At 37.5% G+C, this 17,506-nt stretch carries 16 protein-coding genes; 1 reads left to right on the top strand and 15 read right to left on the bottom strand.

All coding sequences use genetic code 11. The features are described from left to right. Position 1: 1 nt before the first annotated feature. The 13 genes from FRX54_RS01805 to udk all read right to left on the bottom strand — a co-directional run bounded on the left by FRX54_RS01805 (position 2) and on the right by udk (position 13,535). The gene (locus FRX54_RS01805; RefSeq protein ID WP_146460380.1) at positions 2–526 is read right to left on the bottom strand and encodes a F0F1 ATP synthase subunit delta; all 525 of its coding nucleotides are present in this window, start codon (positions 524–526) and stop codon (positions 2–4) included. A 3-nt stretch (positions 527–529) separates the two neighbouring features. After that, positions 530–1,024, bottom strand: a complete 495-nt coding sequence (atpF, locus tag FRX54_RS01800; protein WP_146460377.1) for a F0F1 ATP synthase subunit B — start codon at positions 1,022–1,024, stop codon at positions 530–532. A 14-nt stretch (positions 1,025–1,038) separates the two neighbouring features. After that, a complete protein-coding gene (atpB, locus tag FRX54_RS01795) occupies positions 1,039–1,752 on the bottom strand; it encodes a F0F1 ATP synthase subunit A (RefSeq protein WP_146460374.1) in 714 nt (237 codons plus the stop codon). 33 nt (positions 1,753–1,785) lie between these two features. Beyond that, positions 1,786–1,986, bottom strand: a complete 201-nt coding sequence (locus tag FRX54_RS01790) for a F0F1 ATP synthase subunit C (protein ID WP_146460371.1) — start codon at positions 1,984–1,986, stop codon at positions 1,786–1,788. Positions 1,987–2,173: 187 nt separating this feature from the next. Beyond that, positions 2,174–3,187 (bottom strand): diacylglycerol kinase family lipid kinase, encoded by a 1,014-nt coding sequence (locus FRX54_RS01785; RefSeq protein WP_146460367.1) that lies wholly within the window; start codon positions 3,185–3,187, stop codon positions 2,174–2,176. Position 3,188: 1 nt separating this feature from the next. Then, positions 3,189–5,147, bottom strand: a complete 1,959-nt coding sequence (gene ligA, locus FRX54_RS01780; protein WP_146460364.1) for an NAD-dependent DNA ligase LigA — start codon at positions 5,145–5,147, stop codon at positions 3,189–3,191. A 106-nt stretch (positions 5,148–5,253) separates the two neighbouring features. Next, the gene (locus FRX54_RS01775) at positions 5,254–6,399 is read right to left on the bottom strand and encodes a mannitol-1-phosphate 5-dehydrogenase (RefSeq protein ID WP_146460360.1); all 1,146 of its coding nucleotides are present in this window, start codon (positions 6,397–6,399) and stop codon (positions 5,254–5,256) included. A gap of 27 nt (positions 6,400–6,426) precedes the next feature. Beyond that, positions 6,427–6,864, bottom strand: coding sequence for a PTS sugar transporter subunit IIA (locus tag FRX54_RS01770; protein WP_146460357.1), 438 nt, complete (start codon positions 6,862–6,864; stop codon positions 6,427–6,429). A gap of 1 nt (position 6,865) precedes the next feature. Beyond that, positions 6,866–8,827 (bottom strand): BglG family transcription antiterminator, encoded by a 1,962-nt coding sequence (locus tag FRX54_RS01765; RefSeq protein ID WP_261379617.1) that lies wholly within the window; start codon positions 8,825–8,827, stop codon positions 6,866–6,868. Positions 8,828–8,845: 18 nt separating this feature from the next. Beyond that, on the bottom strand, positions 8,846–10,588 hold the full coding sequence (locus tag FRX54_RS01760; protein ID WP_146460353.1) for a PTS mannitol-specific transporter subunit IIBC: 1,743 nt from the start codon (positions 10,586–10,588) through the stop codon (positions 8,846–8,848). A 148-nt stretch (positions 10,589–10,736) separates the two neighbouring features. Further along, the gene (gene dnaX, locus FRX54_RS01755; protein WP_146460351.1) at positions 10,737–12,401 is read right to left on the bottom strand and encodes a DNA polymerase III subunit gamma/tau; all 1,665 of its coding nucleotides are present in this window, start codon (positions 12,399–12,401) and stop codon (positions 10,737–10,739) included. Then, entirely contained in the window at positions 12,401–12,898 is a 498-nt protein-coding gene (locus FRX54_RS01750; RefSeq protein WP_146460349.1) for a GAF domain-containing protein, read from the bottom strand. Before FRX54_RS01750 ends, dnaX begins: the two co-directional genes overlap by 1 nt. A 13-nt stretch (positions 12,899–12,911) precedes the next feature. Continuing rightward, complete coding sequence (gene udk / locus FRX54_RS01745; protein WP_146460347.1) at positions 12,912–13,535, bottom strand: uridine kinase; 624 nt, start codon at positions 13,533–13,535, stop codon at positions 12,912–12,914. 94 nt (positions 13,536–13,629) lie between these two features. On the opposite strand from udk, the gene FRX54_RS01740 reads away from it, so the two are divergent. After that, positions 13,630–14,712, top strand: coding sequence for a DEAD/DEAH box helicase (locus tag FRX54_RS01740; RefSeq protein ID WP_146460345.1), 1,083 nt, complete (start codon positions 13,630–13,632; stop codon positions 14,710–14,712). Between the two features lie 34 nt (positions 14,713–14,746). On the opposite strand, the gene FRX54_RS01735 is transcribed toward FRX54_RS01740, so the two are convergent. Together FRX54_RS01735 and FRX54_RS01730 are read right to left on the bottom strand one after the other, a co-directional pair. Next, entirely contained in the window at positions 14,747–16,000 is a 1,254-nt protein-coding gene (locus FRX54_RS01735) for a polysaccharide deacetylase family protein (RefSeq protein ID WP_146460343.1), read from the bottom strand. A gap of 71 nt (positions 16,001–16,071) precedes the next feature. Then, the gene (locus tag FRX54_RS01730; protein WP_146460341.1) at positions 16,072–17,499 is read right to left on the bottom strand and encodes an NADP-dependent glyceraldehyde-3-phosphate dehydrogenase; all 1,428 of its coding nucleotides are present in this window, start codon (positions 17,497–17,499) and stop codon (positions 16,072–16,074) included. Between the last annotated feature and the right edge of the window lie 7 nt (positions 17,500–17,506).

Here is a 17,506-nt window from a genome sequence, read left to right as displayed (position 1 = left end):
TCTATTTTAATTTTAATTTGAAGTCTTGTAATTGACGACGAATACTTGTATCAAGCACCTTGTTGTTAGCTGATACAATAAACCCTCCAATTAAACTTGGATCAATATGCTCAATCAACTGACGAGGTTCCAGGTCGAATTTATGTTTAACCATTTTCAAAAGACGTTGCTTTTGCTTGTCAGACAAGGCTTGAGCACTGGTTAGATGAACATCAAAACTACCTCTGAGCTGATTAATTTTTGCAAGAGCCGTTTCAAAAATAGGAAAAAGAAGAGCTTCTCGCTCATTTTGTAAAATTACCTCAAGAAAATTTTTCAGATATACTGAACTAGACTCTTGAAATAACCTAACAAGCTTTATCTTAGCTTGACGATCATAAGATTGCCTAGCTAATAAACTCGGTAATTGATGCTCTTGTCCTAGTTGGATAAAGTTCGACAGTTCTTGATCAAGCTGTGACAAGCAATTTTTTTCTGTTGCAACCTCGACGATACTTTTTGCATATTGCTCAATGACCTGTTTCATTCACTATTCTCCCAACTGCTCCAAGTATTGATCAATCAATTGACTTTGTTTTTGCTGATCTAATTGCGTCAACATCATTTTTTCAGCTAAAGCAACGGTTAAATCAGAGATTTCTCCCTTAATATCGGCCAAAGCTTCTGTTTTAGACTGAATAATATCCTGCTCGGCTTGTTCTTTCAGTTGCTTAGCATCTGCTTCTGCTTGCTCAATTATTTTAGCACCTTGAAGTGCACCAGTTTCCTTGGCACTATCAATAATTCGTCCTGCTTCTTGACGTGCAGTAGCTAATTCAGCTTGACGTTTATCTGCAAAAACCTCTGCCTGACAACGTGCCGTTTCCGCACCATCAATATCTTGAGCAATCTTTTCTTCACGTTCTTTAAAAACAGCAGTCAACTGTTGCCAAGAAAATTTCTTGATTAAAACGACTAATAGAAGAATGGAGCCCAGCGTAATGATGATGTTACCAAGACTGGTCGCATTAAACAATAACGACATAGTTTATTCCTTTCTTATTCTTCTTCTGAATTGATTTTATTTCCTAAATAAGTTGACGACAGAATGATAAAGACGTATGCTTGAATGCATGAGATAAAAATCGAAAATCCTGCCCACAGCATATTAAGAATAAAAGCAAAAGGTGCCAAAACAATACTTGCACTTGGCATTTGTAAGATTAGACTGGTCATGACTTCACCAACAAAAATATTACCAAACAAACGTAATGATAGAGACAAAATGCTGGTCACTTCTTCAAGAATATTCATCGGTAACATGGCTGGATGTGGTTGTGTAAAACCAGCTAAATAGCCCTTCAAGCCATTCTTTCGAATCCCTTCCACATGGCAAATTACTGCTATGATACCGGCAAGGGTCAAATCAACTGCAAAAACAGAAGTTGGCGAGGTCCATAAATTAAAATGTTCCGTTTCTAATTTAACTAGTAAGCCTAGATTATTGGCAACAATGAGAAACAAGAACAAGACAAAGAAGAAAAGACTATAATTATCTGTATATTTTCCCAGTTTAGGACTAATGGTTTCACGCACAAAATCATAAAGGTATTCTATGACATTTTGCTTACCCTTGGGTTTGATGGTCAATTTTCTAGTGGACCAAGCAACTAGACCAAAAACGACTAATACTGTAATTAGCGACATGGCTAGAATGGTCAAATCAAACTCAATACCAAACAAGGTCATACTGGGATTGGTTAATGTTTCCAATTGATTCCCTCCTTGTTAATCTAGAAACTTGGTTTACTTGACCAAGAAAGTAAAGACGAAGAGAATGAAGAATGTTCCCTCAATAAAGGCTACACCTAAGAACATCAAGGCACGAAGTTTGTCAAACATCTCTGGTTGACGAGCTGCTGCCTTAGCAATATTGGCTACTAACAAGCCTTCACCAATACTAACACCCATTACTGCAAGCCCTAGGGCTAAAATCGCTAGATTCATTATGAATCCTCCTTTAGATATAATATTTTTTACTCTTTTAAGTCTAGTCCTATTTTTTAAAAATGTCAATCAAAATAGAGAAATAAAAGCCGTTTTTCTTTGATATATTAAACCTTTCCTGACCTTTTGAAAATCAAGGTCTGTAATCTTCTCTTTGATGATAAAAAGACAGAGAACTAGACACTTTCTAGTTCTCTGTCTCGCCTAAGTCTTCTACTTTATGAGCAAATTTTTCAGCTATTTCTTTTAATTCTGGGTCAAAACTGAGAGCTTCGCCAGAAATCTCGTCAGTATTGGCAAAAAAACTAATGTGATTTTTTAAGTTTCTCAATGTAATCGGTGCGTCCCCACCATATTCACCATCTAAGTTAATCATCATTCGCTGGTCACTTTGTGGTTCAATCGTTAACTGACTGGTCTTGATATATTCTACACGAGGATCTTCGATGTGCTTTCCTCCTTGAATGACCAAACTAATCAAGTGACTAATCTCTAAAAAGTTATCTGTCTTAACCAAGATTAAGGTGAAATTCCCATCATCTAATTTAGCATCGGGGGCGATTTGCTCAAAGCCACCAACTGAATTGGTCAGGGCAGCGAAAATCATAGAGACATCTCCTTCAAAAACACCATCATCATAAGTAATCTTGACTGGTGCATTACTAATTTGAGGCAACAGCTCTACTCCTTTTGCCAAATAGGCTAGGTAGCCAAACATGGTTTTCATATTACTCGGCACACTATAGGTCAATTCTGTCAAGCTACCTGTCGCTGCAATATTGATAAAATAGCTATCTTGATAGGCTAAGCCAATATCTTGATACACCAGTTGTTGTTTGCCGATGATTTTAGCGGCTTCAATCGGATTGTTCCGTGGAATTTTAAGGGCACGAGCAAAATCATTGGTTGTTCCAGTCGGTATAATGGCCATATGTGGGCGTTGTTTCAAGGGAGCAATACCATTAACAACTTCATTGATTGTGCCATCACCACCAGCTGCAATCACTAAATCAAAACCTGTCAGAGCTGCTCTTGTCGCTTCATCCATGGCAGAGTTAGGTTCTGCAGTTGTCTGAAAGGCTGACGCTTCATAGCCAAGCTGCTCCAAAATATGTAACACATCTGCTATATGTTTTTTCATGATTTCCTGTCCAGAAACAGGATTGTAGATTAAACGTGCTCGCTTGGTTTCTTGTACCATTTTATAATTCCTCTAACCATAATTCATTTTTAATGACCAGTCCTAGCTCTTGTGCCTTGGCTAACTTACTTCCAGAATCTTCACCAGCAATAACCAAATCGGTTTTTTTGGAAACACTACCAGTAACCTTGGCACCTAGGGCTTGCAACTTATCTTTAGCTTCTTGTCGTGTAAATTTTTGGAGCTTACCAGTCAAAACAACAGTCTGACCAGATAAGAGAGCATCTTGGACTATGCCTTGACCTTTGAAATGAAGATTAACTCCAGCTTGTTCTAATTCAAGTAGTAGTTGTTTTGCTCCTTCTCCTTCAAAATAGGAGACAAGTGCCTGGCCAACCGTTTGCCCCAAGCCATCAATATTAGTAATAGTAGCTTGATCAGCTCGACTAAGGCTTAACAGGTCACCAAAAACTTCTAATAATTGTTGACTAACCTTACTTCCAATATGCCTAATCCCCAAGCCAAATAGTAATTTTTCTGCTGAATTGGTTTTAGAGGCTTGAATGGCCTGATAAAGTTTCTCTGCCGACTTATCTTTTATTCCCTCTAAGCTCATCAAATCATCCACAGTTAATTGATAAAGATCAGCTACATCATGAACCAAGCCAGCTTGGAATAATTTGTTAATCACTGATGGTCCCATACCTGCAATATTCATCGCTTGGCGACTAACAAAATGAATCAAACCTTCCTTGAGTTGACTTGGACAAAGAGGGTTAATACAACGCAGGGCAACTTCATCTTCATAATGAACCAACTGACTTTCACAAGAAGGACAATGCTTAGGAATATCTAACGGTTCTTGATTAGTCCGTTTACTCATCACAACTTGTAGAACTGCTGGAATAATGTCACCTGCTTTATAGACCAAAACAGTGTCCCAAAGGCGAATATCCTTATCTTTAATATAGTCAACATTATGCAAGGTTGCTCTACTAACTCGTGTCCCTGCTAATGAAACCGGACTTAAATTAGCAGTCGGTGTCACAACTCCTGTACGTCCAACTGTCCAGTCAACACTTTCTAAAACAGCTTCTTTTTCTTCTGCCGGGAATTTATAAGCCACCGCCCAACGAGGAGCCTTAACTGTAAAGCCCAGTTCTTCTTGTATGCTTAACTCATTGACCTTAATAACAATCCCATCAATCTCATAAGGGAGTTGACGACGCTTTGTACCAATATCTTGAATAAATTGCCAAATGTCATCCATGGACTGAGAAACAAGATAGTTCTGATTGACTGAAAAACCGTATTGGGCTAACTCAGTGAGTACTGCTTCCTGACTTGATTTTGTGGTTTGACTTGCTTCTTGATATAAAAAACTAGCTAGTTGACGTTTGGCAACAATACCTGTATCCAACTGACGTAAGGTTCCAGCTGCTGCATTTCTCGGATTAGCAAACTCCTGTTCGCCTTGCTCACGACGCTCATTATTCAGTTTTTCAAAAGAAAGTTTGGGAAGATAAGCCTCACCACGCACCGTCAAATTGATCGTTTGAGGAAGTCTGAGTGGAATATCTTGAATACGACGTAAATTCTCAGTGATGTTTTCACCAATGACACCATCTCCTCGAGTCGCTCCTGCCTGTAACACACCGTCCACATAAGTCAAGGAAATCGATAAGCCATCAATCTTTAATTCAGCTAAATAAGAAACCTGGGGGAATTCTTTTTTTATTCGCTGATCAAAAGCGTCTAATTCTTCTCTTGAAAAAGCATCTTGTAAGCTATACAAAGGGTATTCATGAGAATATTTTTCAAAGCCCGTCAAAATAGGGCCACCTACCCGATGAGTCGGGCTGTCTGAGCGTTGATATTGAGGGTAAGCTGCTTCGAGTTCCACTAATTGACGATAAAGTTGATCATATTCATGATCTGAAATACTGGGCTTATCATCAGTGTAATATTCTTTAGCGTAGCGATTTAGTTGAGCTACCAAGTTTGCTATTTTTTTTTCCATAATGTTATTTTAACATAGAAAAAACTGGCAATCAAAAAACAAACGTTAGTTTATCGTCGTAAAAGACAAACCATCGCCCTTCTATGCGAAAGGACGATGATTAACGTTAATTAGCTTCTATTTTAGCAACAATTTCATCAAGTAACTCTTGATCGGCTAAATGAGTGACTTCCTTAACCACTTCTTTTAATGGTTTTTGAACAAGAAGGTTTTGCAATTGAACAGCTTGTTCGTCAGTAGCATCAGTGTAAGTAAAGGTATAAGCCACCGTTTGTAATAATTGTTGATAAGACAATCCTCGTTCCTTGAGTTCGCGAATTGGACGAATAAACCGTTCATCAAACCCAAGTTTTCGAATAGGAGTACGAGCCACTCGACTAATATCATCTACAATAAAAGGATTTTCGAACCGAGTTAGGATAACCTTGTGGTAGTCTGCTAAAGCAGACTCATCAAAATCCCATTTATTAACTAACAAACAACGGATTTCTGCTAAAACAGCTTCCACGTTACTTCTAACAGTGGCATGTTTTAAGGATTCTAAGATTGTCTTAGCTCCATAATAGGCACCTGTATAGGCTGCAGTTGCGTGGCCTGAATTAACAGAAAAAAGTTTTCGTTCAATAAATGGCTCTAAATCTGTCACATAATGAACATTCTCTAATTTTAAATCAGGATTTTTCATGTGATTGGTTTCTACTACCCATTCATTAAAAGGTTCTACAATCACAAATAATGGATCATCGTGGCTCTGAGCTGGAACGATGCGATCCACTGCTGAATTAGGAAAACCAATATAGTCTTTTGCAAAAGCCAACCCATCTTCTGATAAGTGTTTTTGCACTTCTTGATTTAGAAAATCAGACCCACCAATCATATTTTCACAAGCTAAAATATCTAAAGGTGTCGTATTTCCTATTGCTTGACGAGCCTCAATACCTTTTGCAATCAATTCAGCAATAAACGGCAAAATATTGGGGCCAATAGCTGTTGTTACAATTGATGCCTCTGCAATGGCAGCGACAACCTTTTCTGGATGTTTCGCATTATTGATACCACGCACACCAGACACTATAATATGGCGTTGCCCTTCTTCAGCAACTTCAATCTCATAAGTTCCACGTACATTCAAGGCATCAATAATCTTTTCATTAACATCAACAAAAGCGATTTCAAATCCATTTTCAAATAAAATTTCACCAATAAAGCCACGGCCAATATTGCCTGCTCCAAAATGAACTGCTTTTTTCATTTCCCTGTCCTCTTTCTTGGTAATCAATTAAGCGACGCTATTGAGTAGAGCAACCACTTCGTCTGCTGATTGTGCATCAGCTAATTTCACGACATTATCAACATCTGCACAGAAAATCGAAATTTTTTGAATAATTTCCAAATGTTCATCTCCAAGTCCTGCAATACCAAAAAGAATAGTGGCAACTTGGGGATCATCTTCGGTACCAAAATTAACACCTGTTGGAACTTGAACAATGGTAATGCCCGATGATAGCACGTCTTTTTTAGCCGCATCAGTTCCGTGAGGAATGGCAATAAAATTCCCCATATACACCGATAAGTCTTTATCACGCTGAATCATGGCTTCAATATACGATTCATTAACATGACCTGCTTCAAAAAGTTGACGCCCACAGTAACGAATGGCTTCTTCTTTTGTTGCAAAGGCTTGATTTAATTTAACTAGTTGTTTTTGAAATTCCATTTTAATTCTCCAATTTCTTAATTTTTTCAGTAAATATCGTATTGAGTAACTGATAGATAATTTCTTGATTACCGGTACGGTAAATTTCTGTATAAAGATTGCTTTCTATTATAGATTGACTGATCGCAGTCATTAACTCTCGAATTTCTTCTTTTTCTCCCATTTTTGTTAACATGACTAAAATTCGTCGAACGCTCTCATTTTGATAGTTCATCGAAACTGTAGGTACTGAGTCAGTTAAATCAGCAATTAGAAACTGACTTTCTGTCACCGTATGAGATTGGGTATGAATTAGAGCTAGATTGGTGTTTGGAATAGCCATTGGACTTAATTTAAAACGAGATAAAAGTTTATCAACAAGGTACTGACGATCGCCAACAAAATCCAAATGTTGTACAATTCTTTTAACAGATGATTCAAAATCTTTTGGGCTATCTAAAACAAACAGTTTGAAATGCTGTAACAGTTGGCTAGACGCTTCCAAGTATTTTTGCAAATCATAGGCCTGTTGTGGAATAAGATCGTGACGTCTAGAAATTGTCCGATGTTCCTGAATATCTTGAAGCGTTTTTTGTAAAGAGAGAATTTCTTGAGTATTGGGAAATGTAGAAATTAACTCAATGTCATGATTTGGAAGTGGCTTTGTCGTCAACCAATAATCATACTGCTTTCTGTCGATTTGAGATAAACTTGTTGTGCTTTTGACATCAATCAATTCAACAAAAGGGGCAATATTTTTGATTTTGGAAACCAAGACACTGACTGTCAAGGGACGTTCGTCTGTTACAAGTAAAAGCCGAATAGGATAAATATCTGGACTTCTTCTTAAACTGGAAGTAAAATGTAAGGTCACCAACTCATATTCAAATTCATTTTGCAGGAAGTTTGGAAAAATGTCCTGCATGACCAAGCTAATGATATGATATAAAAATTGATTTTGTTGGGTTTCTAAATAAGCGATAGGTAGTCTTACTTGTTCAGGAAATAGAATTGGAACAGCTAGACTGAGACGGAGATGATTGAACAATAATTTGAATAAAAGTTTATCTCGAAAAAAATCAATCTTTGTAAAACGTGAGACGGCATCAATTAGTTGAGACACGCTATAGTAAAACTCGCTATCAAATTTTTCTCTAAATAAAGGTACCTCTTGGCGTTTAATAATTAACTCGTCAAGTAAATTTGCAAAATAAATAATCTCTTGTAAATTGTAAAACTTCTTGGTAGCTTTAGCCAAATCAGCAAAAATTTTCTGTGAAAAATCCAAAGCTTCCTTAGAAACATTGACAGCTGTTAACAGTTCTTTTTGATTATCTGCTAAGCCTAATAGAATAATCAAAAATTGTTTCAACTTAGGATCAATCTCCCCCAGAGCCTGTTGATGTGTTTCAAAAGTAAGACGTGCCTGCTGAATTTGATGACAATCCAAGATTGAAAATCGACTATAGTTATCTTGCCAAAAATCCTGAATAGAAATCGCGTTACTAAGGAGAATGGCTAAACAACGCCGTTTTTGAATAGTTGCCCCTTCAATTTGATAGCCTTTTTTCCGATGGATAAAAAGTTCAAACTCTTTAAATCGCTTTTCAATTTCTGATATATCTTGAATCACTGTCACATTAGAAACACCAAAAAAATCTTGAAGTTCTTCATTGATAATAGGAGCTGAACTCGTCAGCAAACGATAAGTGGTTAAGATTAACCGTTCATGGCTATCATAAACGTCTATCGCTTGTAAATCAGATAACCGACTAACGTCTCCTATCAGATGATATTTTTTTCCTTCCTTGACAATTTTAATGTCTTGACTGGCTAAGGTGTCAGTTAGCTCCGATAGCGTTCGATAAACGGTTCTTGAGGAAACTTGTAAAATATCTGAGATTTCTTTCAATGAAAGCTTCCCTACTTGGAGGAAAGCTTTCACTAGTTGTTCTTCTCTTTTGGTTAGTAACATATTGTTTATTATACTATTTTTATCAAATTATTTGTGCATTCGCTCAACAATTTTATCATATTCTGGTGTTGTTACTAAACTATCTACAACTAAAAGTTGAGCATTTGGGGCAGCGGCTTGTACTTCTGACTGTTTAGCAATCGTTGTGACTACTAGAATATTTTTAGCATTATGCTCGTTTAATTGTTCATAAGGTACCGTAGCTACTGGAATTTGAATGCCTTTATTTTTGAAAATAGCTCGAAGAATTTCTTGTCCCATTGTGGCAGAACCTTGAGCTTTACCGTAAGCAAATACTACCTCATCGATATAATTTAAATCAACCTCTGATACTGACTCTACAGTGGTCACTTCATCTGTCATAAAATGCTGACCCGATAATTTTGCGATGATTTCGTCATATTTTGGTGACGTTAGGAAGTTATCTACTGCCACATGAGTAGCACTTGGTGTACGTTGGGCTGCACGAGCCGCCAATTCTTCTTGGGTAACGATGAGGACATTAGCTTCATCTGTTAAATTTGAAATAGCTTTATTGGTAACAGGAATCGTCAAGCCTGCTTTTTTAACTTTATCACGCAAGAGTGACGCTCCCATAGCTGAACTACCCATACCGGCATCGCAAGCAAAAATAATTTGTTTAACATTATCTGTTGAAATATCTGCTGAAATTGGTACTACTTGACCTTTAGCTTGAGCCTTAGCTGATTTTGTTGCTGCCTGAGCTTCAGCCAGTTTGTCATCATCTGATTTATCTGTTTTCAAAATGATTGAAGCAACTAAGAATGCCACAACTGCACCAACCAATACACCGGAAATAACTGAAAGATAGCTACCTTTTGCTGTCATTCCCAGAATGGCAATAATTGAACCTGGCGATGCAGCACCTGTCAAACCTGAACCCAATAGTTGATTCACAAAGGTACCAGACACCCCACCAGCAATAACAGCTAAAAACATCAAAGGTTTCATCATCACATAAGGGAAATAGATTTCATGAATCCCACCTAAGAAATGAATCACACTAGCTCCCCAAGATGATGATTTAGCAGATCCTTTACCAAATAGACCATAGGCAAGTAAGATACCTAAACCAGGACCAGGATTAGCCTCAATCAAAAAGAGAATAGATTTACCAGTTTTAGCTACTTGTTCTGCTCCCAATGGAGTGAAAATACCGTGGTTAATCGCATTATTCAAGAAGAGAATTTTTGATGGCTCAACCAAAACATTAGCCAATGGTAGTAATTTTGCGTCAACAATAGCTTGTACACCATTACCAATCCATTCAGTCAAGCTTGACACAATTGGCCCAACACCAAGATAAGCCAAAATAATTAAGACAAACCCAATCAAACCTGCTGAGAAATTGTTAACCAACATTTCAAATCCAGCACGGACTTTATGTTGGAAGCTCTCATCAAATTTTTTGATGCACCAACCACCAAGAGGTCCCATAATCATAGCACCAATAAACATTGGTACAGAAGCTCCTGCAATCGCTCCAAAAGTTGCAATGGCCCCTACAACTGCTCCACGTTGACCATGTACCATGTGGCCACCTGTATAACCAATTAAAAGTGGCAGTAAATAAGTAATCGCTGGACCAACCATTGCACCAAGTTGTTCATTTGGTACCCAACCTGTCGGAATGAACAGTGAAGTCAAAACACCCCAAGCAATAAAGGCCCCGATATTTGGCATCACCATGTTTGATAAGGACGTACCGAGTTTTTGAACTCGAACTTTAAAAGAAGATTGTGTTTCCATGTCTTCTCCTTTCTTTTTTCTTGATAATCTTATTATACCGAACCCTTGATGACAAGCAAACTCAAATCTTGTCACTTTTTTTATGACAAATTAAAAAGAAATAGTATCATACACTATTTCTTTCATTTTATTAAAGCGAATCTTCTATCTAATCATCAGTCAGGGTAATCTTATCCTTTAGAAAGGCAAATTCATCTGGAACCGTAGGCGTTTCGTCAACTGATTCTGATTGGTCGTTCATTTTTTCTTGTCGGTGTTTCTGAGCAAATTCCTGTCGAATTTGATTAAAATCTGCTCGAGGAACCGCTAAAATTTGGGGAGAAAAGCCTGCCGCCTGACTCATAATATTACCAAACATCAAATTTAAGTCACTTCTTTTCATCACCTGTTCAGCATTGAATGCCGCGTCAAATGCTAAAATCGCATGGTCTGCATTGGCTAAAACAGGTTCAGAACCTAATAACAGGGCACGTTCTTGAGCCGATAGACTCTCTAATATTTCCTGCCAAGCTCCCTTCAACGCTTCCAAATATTGACGCGATTGCTGACTATTTTCTACCGTTTCAGTCATAATCGTTATGATTTTAGTCTTATCAACCTTGAAAGTTGATAAAGGCAGTTTTTGTGGCGAAGGTGTACTAGTTTTCACTTGTCCTTTAGCAATGTCAACTTTCAACTGAGCTAGCTCTCGACGTAATTGTGTGACTTCTTCTTGAAGTTTTGAGAAGACTTCTTTTTTTTCTATATTAGGCAATTCTTGAGCCAAACGAATGGTCATCATTTCAGCATAAATTTTAGGATGAGAACTGGTTTTTATCTGCTGCAAACTGTCAGTTACTTGTTCAATCATGGCAAAAAGACGGGAATTGCTCAATTGCAAATTAGCTTGAAAACGTTCACTAACAACACCTAAATCTTGACCTTGCTTAACCAAGAGTAAATCCCTAAGATAACCTAATAAATCAGTTGCCAATCTTGTCATACTCTTTCCTTGATCAAAAATGGCTTCTAGTCTTGATAGGGCTGTCAAGCTATCGTTTTGAGCTAAACTAGCTACATATTCATCAAGTGCCAAAAGAGAAATACTTCCTGTTATCTCCTCTGCAACAGATAAGATCAAGCCCTGAGCGTCACTCAAACTCAAGGCCTGATCCAAAATAGATAAGGCATCCCTCATACCGCCTTCTGCTCTTTTAGCAATCATTTCAAGTGCCAAAGGATCATACTCAAGGTTTTCCTTAGCCAAAATCATAGCCAAATGCTGGCTGATGTCCTGACTTTTGATTGACTTAAACTCAAAACGTTGAACACGCGATAAAATCGTCGCAGGAATCTTATGCAATTCAGTTGTTGCTAAAATAAACACCACTTGTTCAGTCGGCTCCTCCAAGGTCTTTAAGAGGGCATTGAAAGCGCCTGTTGACAGCATGTGAACCTCATCAATGATATAAACCTTGTAACTCGCTCGACTAGGAGCATAGGTTGATTTATCTCGAATGTCACGAATTTCATCGACACCATTGTTTGAAGCGGCGTCAATTTCAATAACATCTTCCAAATTCCCTTTTGTAATATCTCGGCAAATATCACATTGATTACATGGCTCTCCCTCAATCTGATTTGGACAGTTCATCGCCTTGGCAAAAATCTTAGCAGCACTGGTTTTACCTGTTCCTCTTGGGCCAGAAAATAGATAGGCATGGCTGATTTTTTCAGTAGCAACAGCTTGCTTTAAGGCTGTTGACACGACTTCTTGCCCCACCATTTCAGCAAAGGTTTGGCTACGATATTTGCGATAAAGGGCTTGATACATTAAGCTTTTTCTCCAAACATTGCAAAATTCCACTCCGTTTTAGCCAAGAGAATATCGATAAATTTTGCCAAATATTCTTGATCTAGTGAATCATAATCAGCAATCTCGTGAGAATCTAAATCTAAAACACCTAATAACTGACCATCTTTGACCATAGGTAAAACAATCTCACTCATAGCCGCTGAATCACAAGCGATATAATTTTCATGCTCTTTCACGTTATCTACAATGAGCGTTTCTCTTTTTTCAGCCGACTCTCCACAAACTCCCTTGCCCATCGCAATACGAGTACAAGACACTTTGCCTTGGAAAGGTCCCAACACCAACTCTTTGCCATCGTAAAGATAAAAACCAGTAAAAACAGAGTTAGGTAAAGTTTGCATTAACATAGCAGACGCATTTGATAAATTAGCAAGGACATTATTTTCTGTATCAAATAATAGGTTCGCTTGAGCTAAAAGCAGGTCGTAATTTTCTTTTTTAACTTGATTTTCCATGTTCTCTCCTTTTTTATTCTGCGAGAATACTTGCAATTTTCGTATTAATCACATCAATAGCTACCACATTTGACACCCCTTCTGGAATGACAATATCTGCGTAACGTTTGGTTGGCTCAATAAATTGATGATACATTGGTTTAACCACACCAGTATATTGCTCAATAATACTATCTAGACTTCTTCCACGTTCTTGCATATCACGCTTGATACGACGAATAATACGAATGTCATCATCCGTATCAACAAATAGTTTAATGTCCATTAAATCACGCAGACGCTTATCTTCAAGTACTAGAATCCCTTCAACAATCAAGACATCTCTAGGTTCTTGACAATAGGTTTCCTCACTCCGAGTATGCTTGGTATAATCATAAATTGGAATATCTACTGATTCTCCCTGAGATAAAGCTGCTAAATGATCAATTAACAAATCCCTATCAAAAGCTAAAGGATGATCGTAATTCGTTTTAATTCTTTCTTCAAAGGTTAAATGACTTTGATCTTTATAATAAGAATCATGCTGAATCATAGCCACTTTAGCATCTGGAAAATTCTCTAAGATAGCATTAGAAACACTGGTTTTACCGCCACCTGAACCGCCTGTCACACCAATGATAATTGTCTTTTTTTTCATGTCTTCTCCATCTCTACACTAAAATCTTTCTCTCTATTTTATCAAAAATCATGATATAATAAAAGAAACAAAATAGAAAAATAAGGATTTTTACATGATTGATACTTTCCCACCTAGTTGGCAAAAGCAAATCCATTCACTCGGTTTCACTCAACTTACTCCTATCCAAGAACAAGCTTTTTCCCCTATCCAAAAAGGACAAAATTTGTTGTTAGTTAGCCCGACTGGTACTGGCAAAACCTTGGCTTATTTATTGCCTAGTTTACTTAAATTACAGCCTAAAAAAAGCCAACAATTGTTGATTTTGGCTCCTAATACAGAACTATCTGGACAGATTTTTGACGTAACTAAAACTTGGGCGGAACTTCTTAATCTAAATGTTCAACTTTTTATTTCAGGTTCTAGTCAGAAACGGCAGATTGAACGATTAAAAAAAGGACCAGAAATTCTTATTGGTACCCCTGGTCGCATTTTTGAGTTGATTAAATTGAAAAAGATTAAAATGATGTCAGTGGATACTATTATCTTAGATGAGTTTGACCAATTATTAGGCGATTCACAAGAACATTTTGTTCAAAAAATTACGCATCATGTTCCGAAAACTCATCAACTCATCTATGTCAGTGCTACACAAGCCATTGACTCAAATAAATTGTCAGAAAATACTCTGACGCTAGACTTATCTCAACAAAAACTAGATACGATTGAGCATTATTACCTAAGCATAGAGAAACGACAACGTCTAGACATTCTCCGAAAATTTTCCAACATCCCGAATCTTCGTGGATTAGTTTTTTTCAATAGTCTAGCAGATTTAGGAGCAGCTGAAGAACGTTTGCAATTCTCTGGAGCTAGTGTGGTATCACTTGCAAGTGACATCAACGTCAAATTCCGTAAAACGATTCTTGAAAAATTCAAAAATCATGAGATTTCCCTACTCCTTGCGACTGATTTGGTTAGTCGAGGAATTGATATTGAGCAACTGGAATTAGTGATTAACTATGACGTTCCTAGAGAGAAAAAAGATTACACTCATCGCTCAGGTCGAACAGGACGCATGGGGAAAAAAGGGATGGTCATTACCTTAATTAGTCATCCAGAAGACTTGAAAAAACTGAAGAAATTTACAACGGTTCAAGAAGTGATTCTAAAAAATCAAGAATTACACATTAAATAAAAAACAATCATGACATGAAGTCATGATTGTTTTTTTAATAACCGTATAACTCACTAATTGTGACAAATTTATAACCTTGCTCCGTCAAATAATCTAAAACGGCAGGCAATGCTTCAATGGTCGTTTGGTGAATGTCATGCATCAAAATCACACTACCAGGCTCTAAACCATTTTTCACATTTTCTAAAATCATGCTCGGATTGCGATTTTGCCAATCGTAAGTGTCAATCGTCCACATCACTGGTGGAAGTTTCAAGGCTGCTTTAACCAAGTCATTATCAGACCCATAAGGAGGGCGTACAAGTTTAGTACCTTCTCCGACAACATCTTTTACGGCATTACTGGTTTCATCTACAGAAGCCTTGATTTGCTCAAAGGTCATTTGGCTAAGATTGCTATGATCCCAACTGTGATTACCAATCTCATTGCCTAATTTTTTCATTCGTTTGAGAAGCTTTTCATTACCAGCGATATTTTTACCGACAAGGAAAAAGGTCGCCTTAGCCTTGTATTTTTCTAAAAGGTCTAAAGTTTTAGCTGTCAATTCAGCATTTGGTCCATCATCAAAGGTTAAAGCAACAATTTTTTCAGTAAAAACCCTGTTTTCTTTCTGATATTGCTGATAGGCTGCTAAATCTTGTTCATTCAGATAGTTACTATTGATGATATCGTAAAGATTTTTCAAAGGAAGCTTACGACCATCTGTAAAATTCAGATTACCTTTATGATAAGAAAATTTGTCTAGTTTAGAAACTGTCATTTCCGTCTCAGGATACAGGATTGCTAGTTCTTCATTAAGACGCTCCATTCCTGTGGTACTATCTGTGAAGAGTTGATCAAGCTGAAACAGTTGATTTTCGCCATTGATTTGATAATTGTCTAAATCTTTTTCTTGGCGATTTTTAACACCGAAAGCCCCAATATCATAGCTTACCTGTTTAACCGTGACCTCTTTGACATTTTTTAATTGAGTCGCCTTGGCTACTGGATAAACCAAGGTCAATTGGGGATTTTTTTTGTTATTTGGTAAGGCATTTTGATCAAGTAAAAGACTTTGATAAACAGAGGTTCCTTTTTTTGTCGGACTGAGATAATAAACTGGATTAATTTTGTCTTTATTTTGCTCAACAAGTTGAATGGGAAAACTCTTACTAGCTTCTACTTTTTCCGTATTGATGATTTGGTTAATCGAATAATTAACCTTCCAAGTAAATAAGGCATTCCATATCAATAAGCCAGCTAGTAATCCTAAAGAACTCACAAGAGCCATATCCAAATATTTTTTCATCTACTTTTCCTTCTAAAATTTCCTCGTCATTCTTTTATTCGCCAAAATCCTCCCTAATGATAAGCAATTTCTTACTGAATATCAAAAACTACTGATTTGACTTGAGTCATCGCTTCAATGGAATACTTGACCCCTTGAACACCGGCACCAGATTTTTTCGCCCCTAAGAATGGGAAATTATCTGTACCACGTTGAGTTTTGTTGTTAATATGAACTGTACCGACCTCAAGTTGTTCAGCAATCGCAAAGGCTTGAGGGTAGTTTTGAGTAAAGACAGAAGCTTGTAACCCATATTCTGATTCATTTGATAAAGCAATAGCTTCTTCAACAGTTGATACACGAATGATTGGTAATACTGGTCCAAAAGGTTCTTCCCAAGCCAAACGCATTTCTCTTGTGACGTTATCAAACAAAACTGGTGTAATCAAATTACCTTCACGTTTAAATTCAGTGAGAGCCTTAGCTCCTTTATCAGTAGCATCTTCCACTAATCCTTGAATAAAGTCAGCAGACGCTGTATCAATCAATGGTGTGATATCAGCATCTTCTTCTGGCATACCGATACTTAGCTTTTCAACTTCTGCCTTAATAAAAGCAGCTAGTTTATCAGCGACACTATCTATGACCAAAATACGTTTAACTGCCGTACAACGTTGACCAGAATAACCAAAAGCACCTGAAACAATGTGCTTAGCTGCTAATTCCAAATCGGCATCTTCTAAAACAATAGCAGAGTCTTTCCCACCCAATTCAAGCATGATTGGACGCATGCCTGCCAAACGACCAATTCGCTCACCAACTGGGGTCGATCCTGTAAAGTTAATAAAATTAACTGCTGGGTGTTCAACAATATAATCACCTATTTCTGACCCACGACCTGTGATGGTGTTAAATACACCTGCTGGTAAACCAGCTTCGACAAATGCTTCAGCTAGAAGAAGACCTGAAATAGAGCCTTGTGTTGGTGGTTTGAACATTACCACATTTCCAGCAATCAAAGCCGGTGCAATTTTAGAACCAGCCAAATTAACAGGATAGTTAAACGGTGAGATGGCTAACACAAGACCAACCGGTTCACGACGAACCATAGCAATTTTTTTCTTACTTGCTGCTTCAAAACTACCACCTTCTAAAACCTCACCAGACAAACGCACGCCTTCTTCTGCAGCATAACGAATAATATCAGCCGTACGTACTACCTCACTGATAGCTGCCTTGTAGCCTTTAGCGACTTCTTTAGATAAGATAGCTCCAATTTTTTCTTGATCACGAACCAAAATATCTGCTACTTTATGAAGGTAGGTAGCACGCTCAACATAAGATAAGGCACGCCAAGCCGGTAGTGCTTCACGAGCTTTGGCCATAGCTTGATCTACTTCTGTCTGGCTCATGGCAGGAACTGTACCTAGAGATTCATTGGTTGCTGGAGCAAAAATCTCAATTTCATTTTCAGAAAGTTTCCACTCGCCATTGACATAATTTTTATATTGTTTTGACATCATTGTC

The sequence above is a fragment of the Streptococcus sp. sy004 genome (assembly GCF_007859205.1).
Taxonomy (GTDB): domain Bacteria; phylum Bacillota; class Bacilli; order Lactobacillales; family Streptococcaceae; genus Streptococcus.
This window is presented reverse-complemented; position numbering and strand designations above follow the sequence as displayed.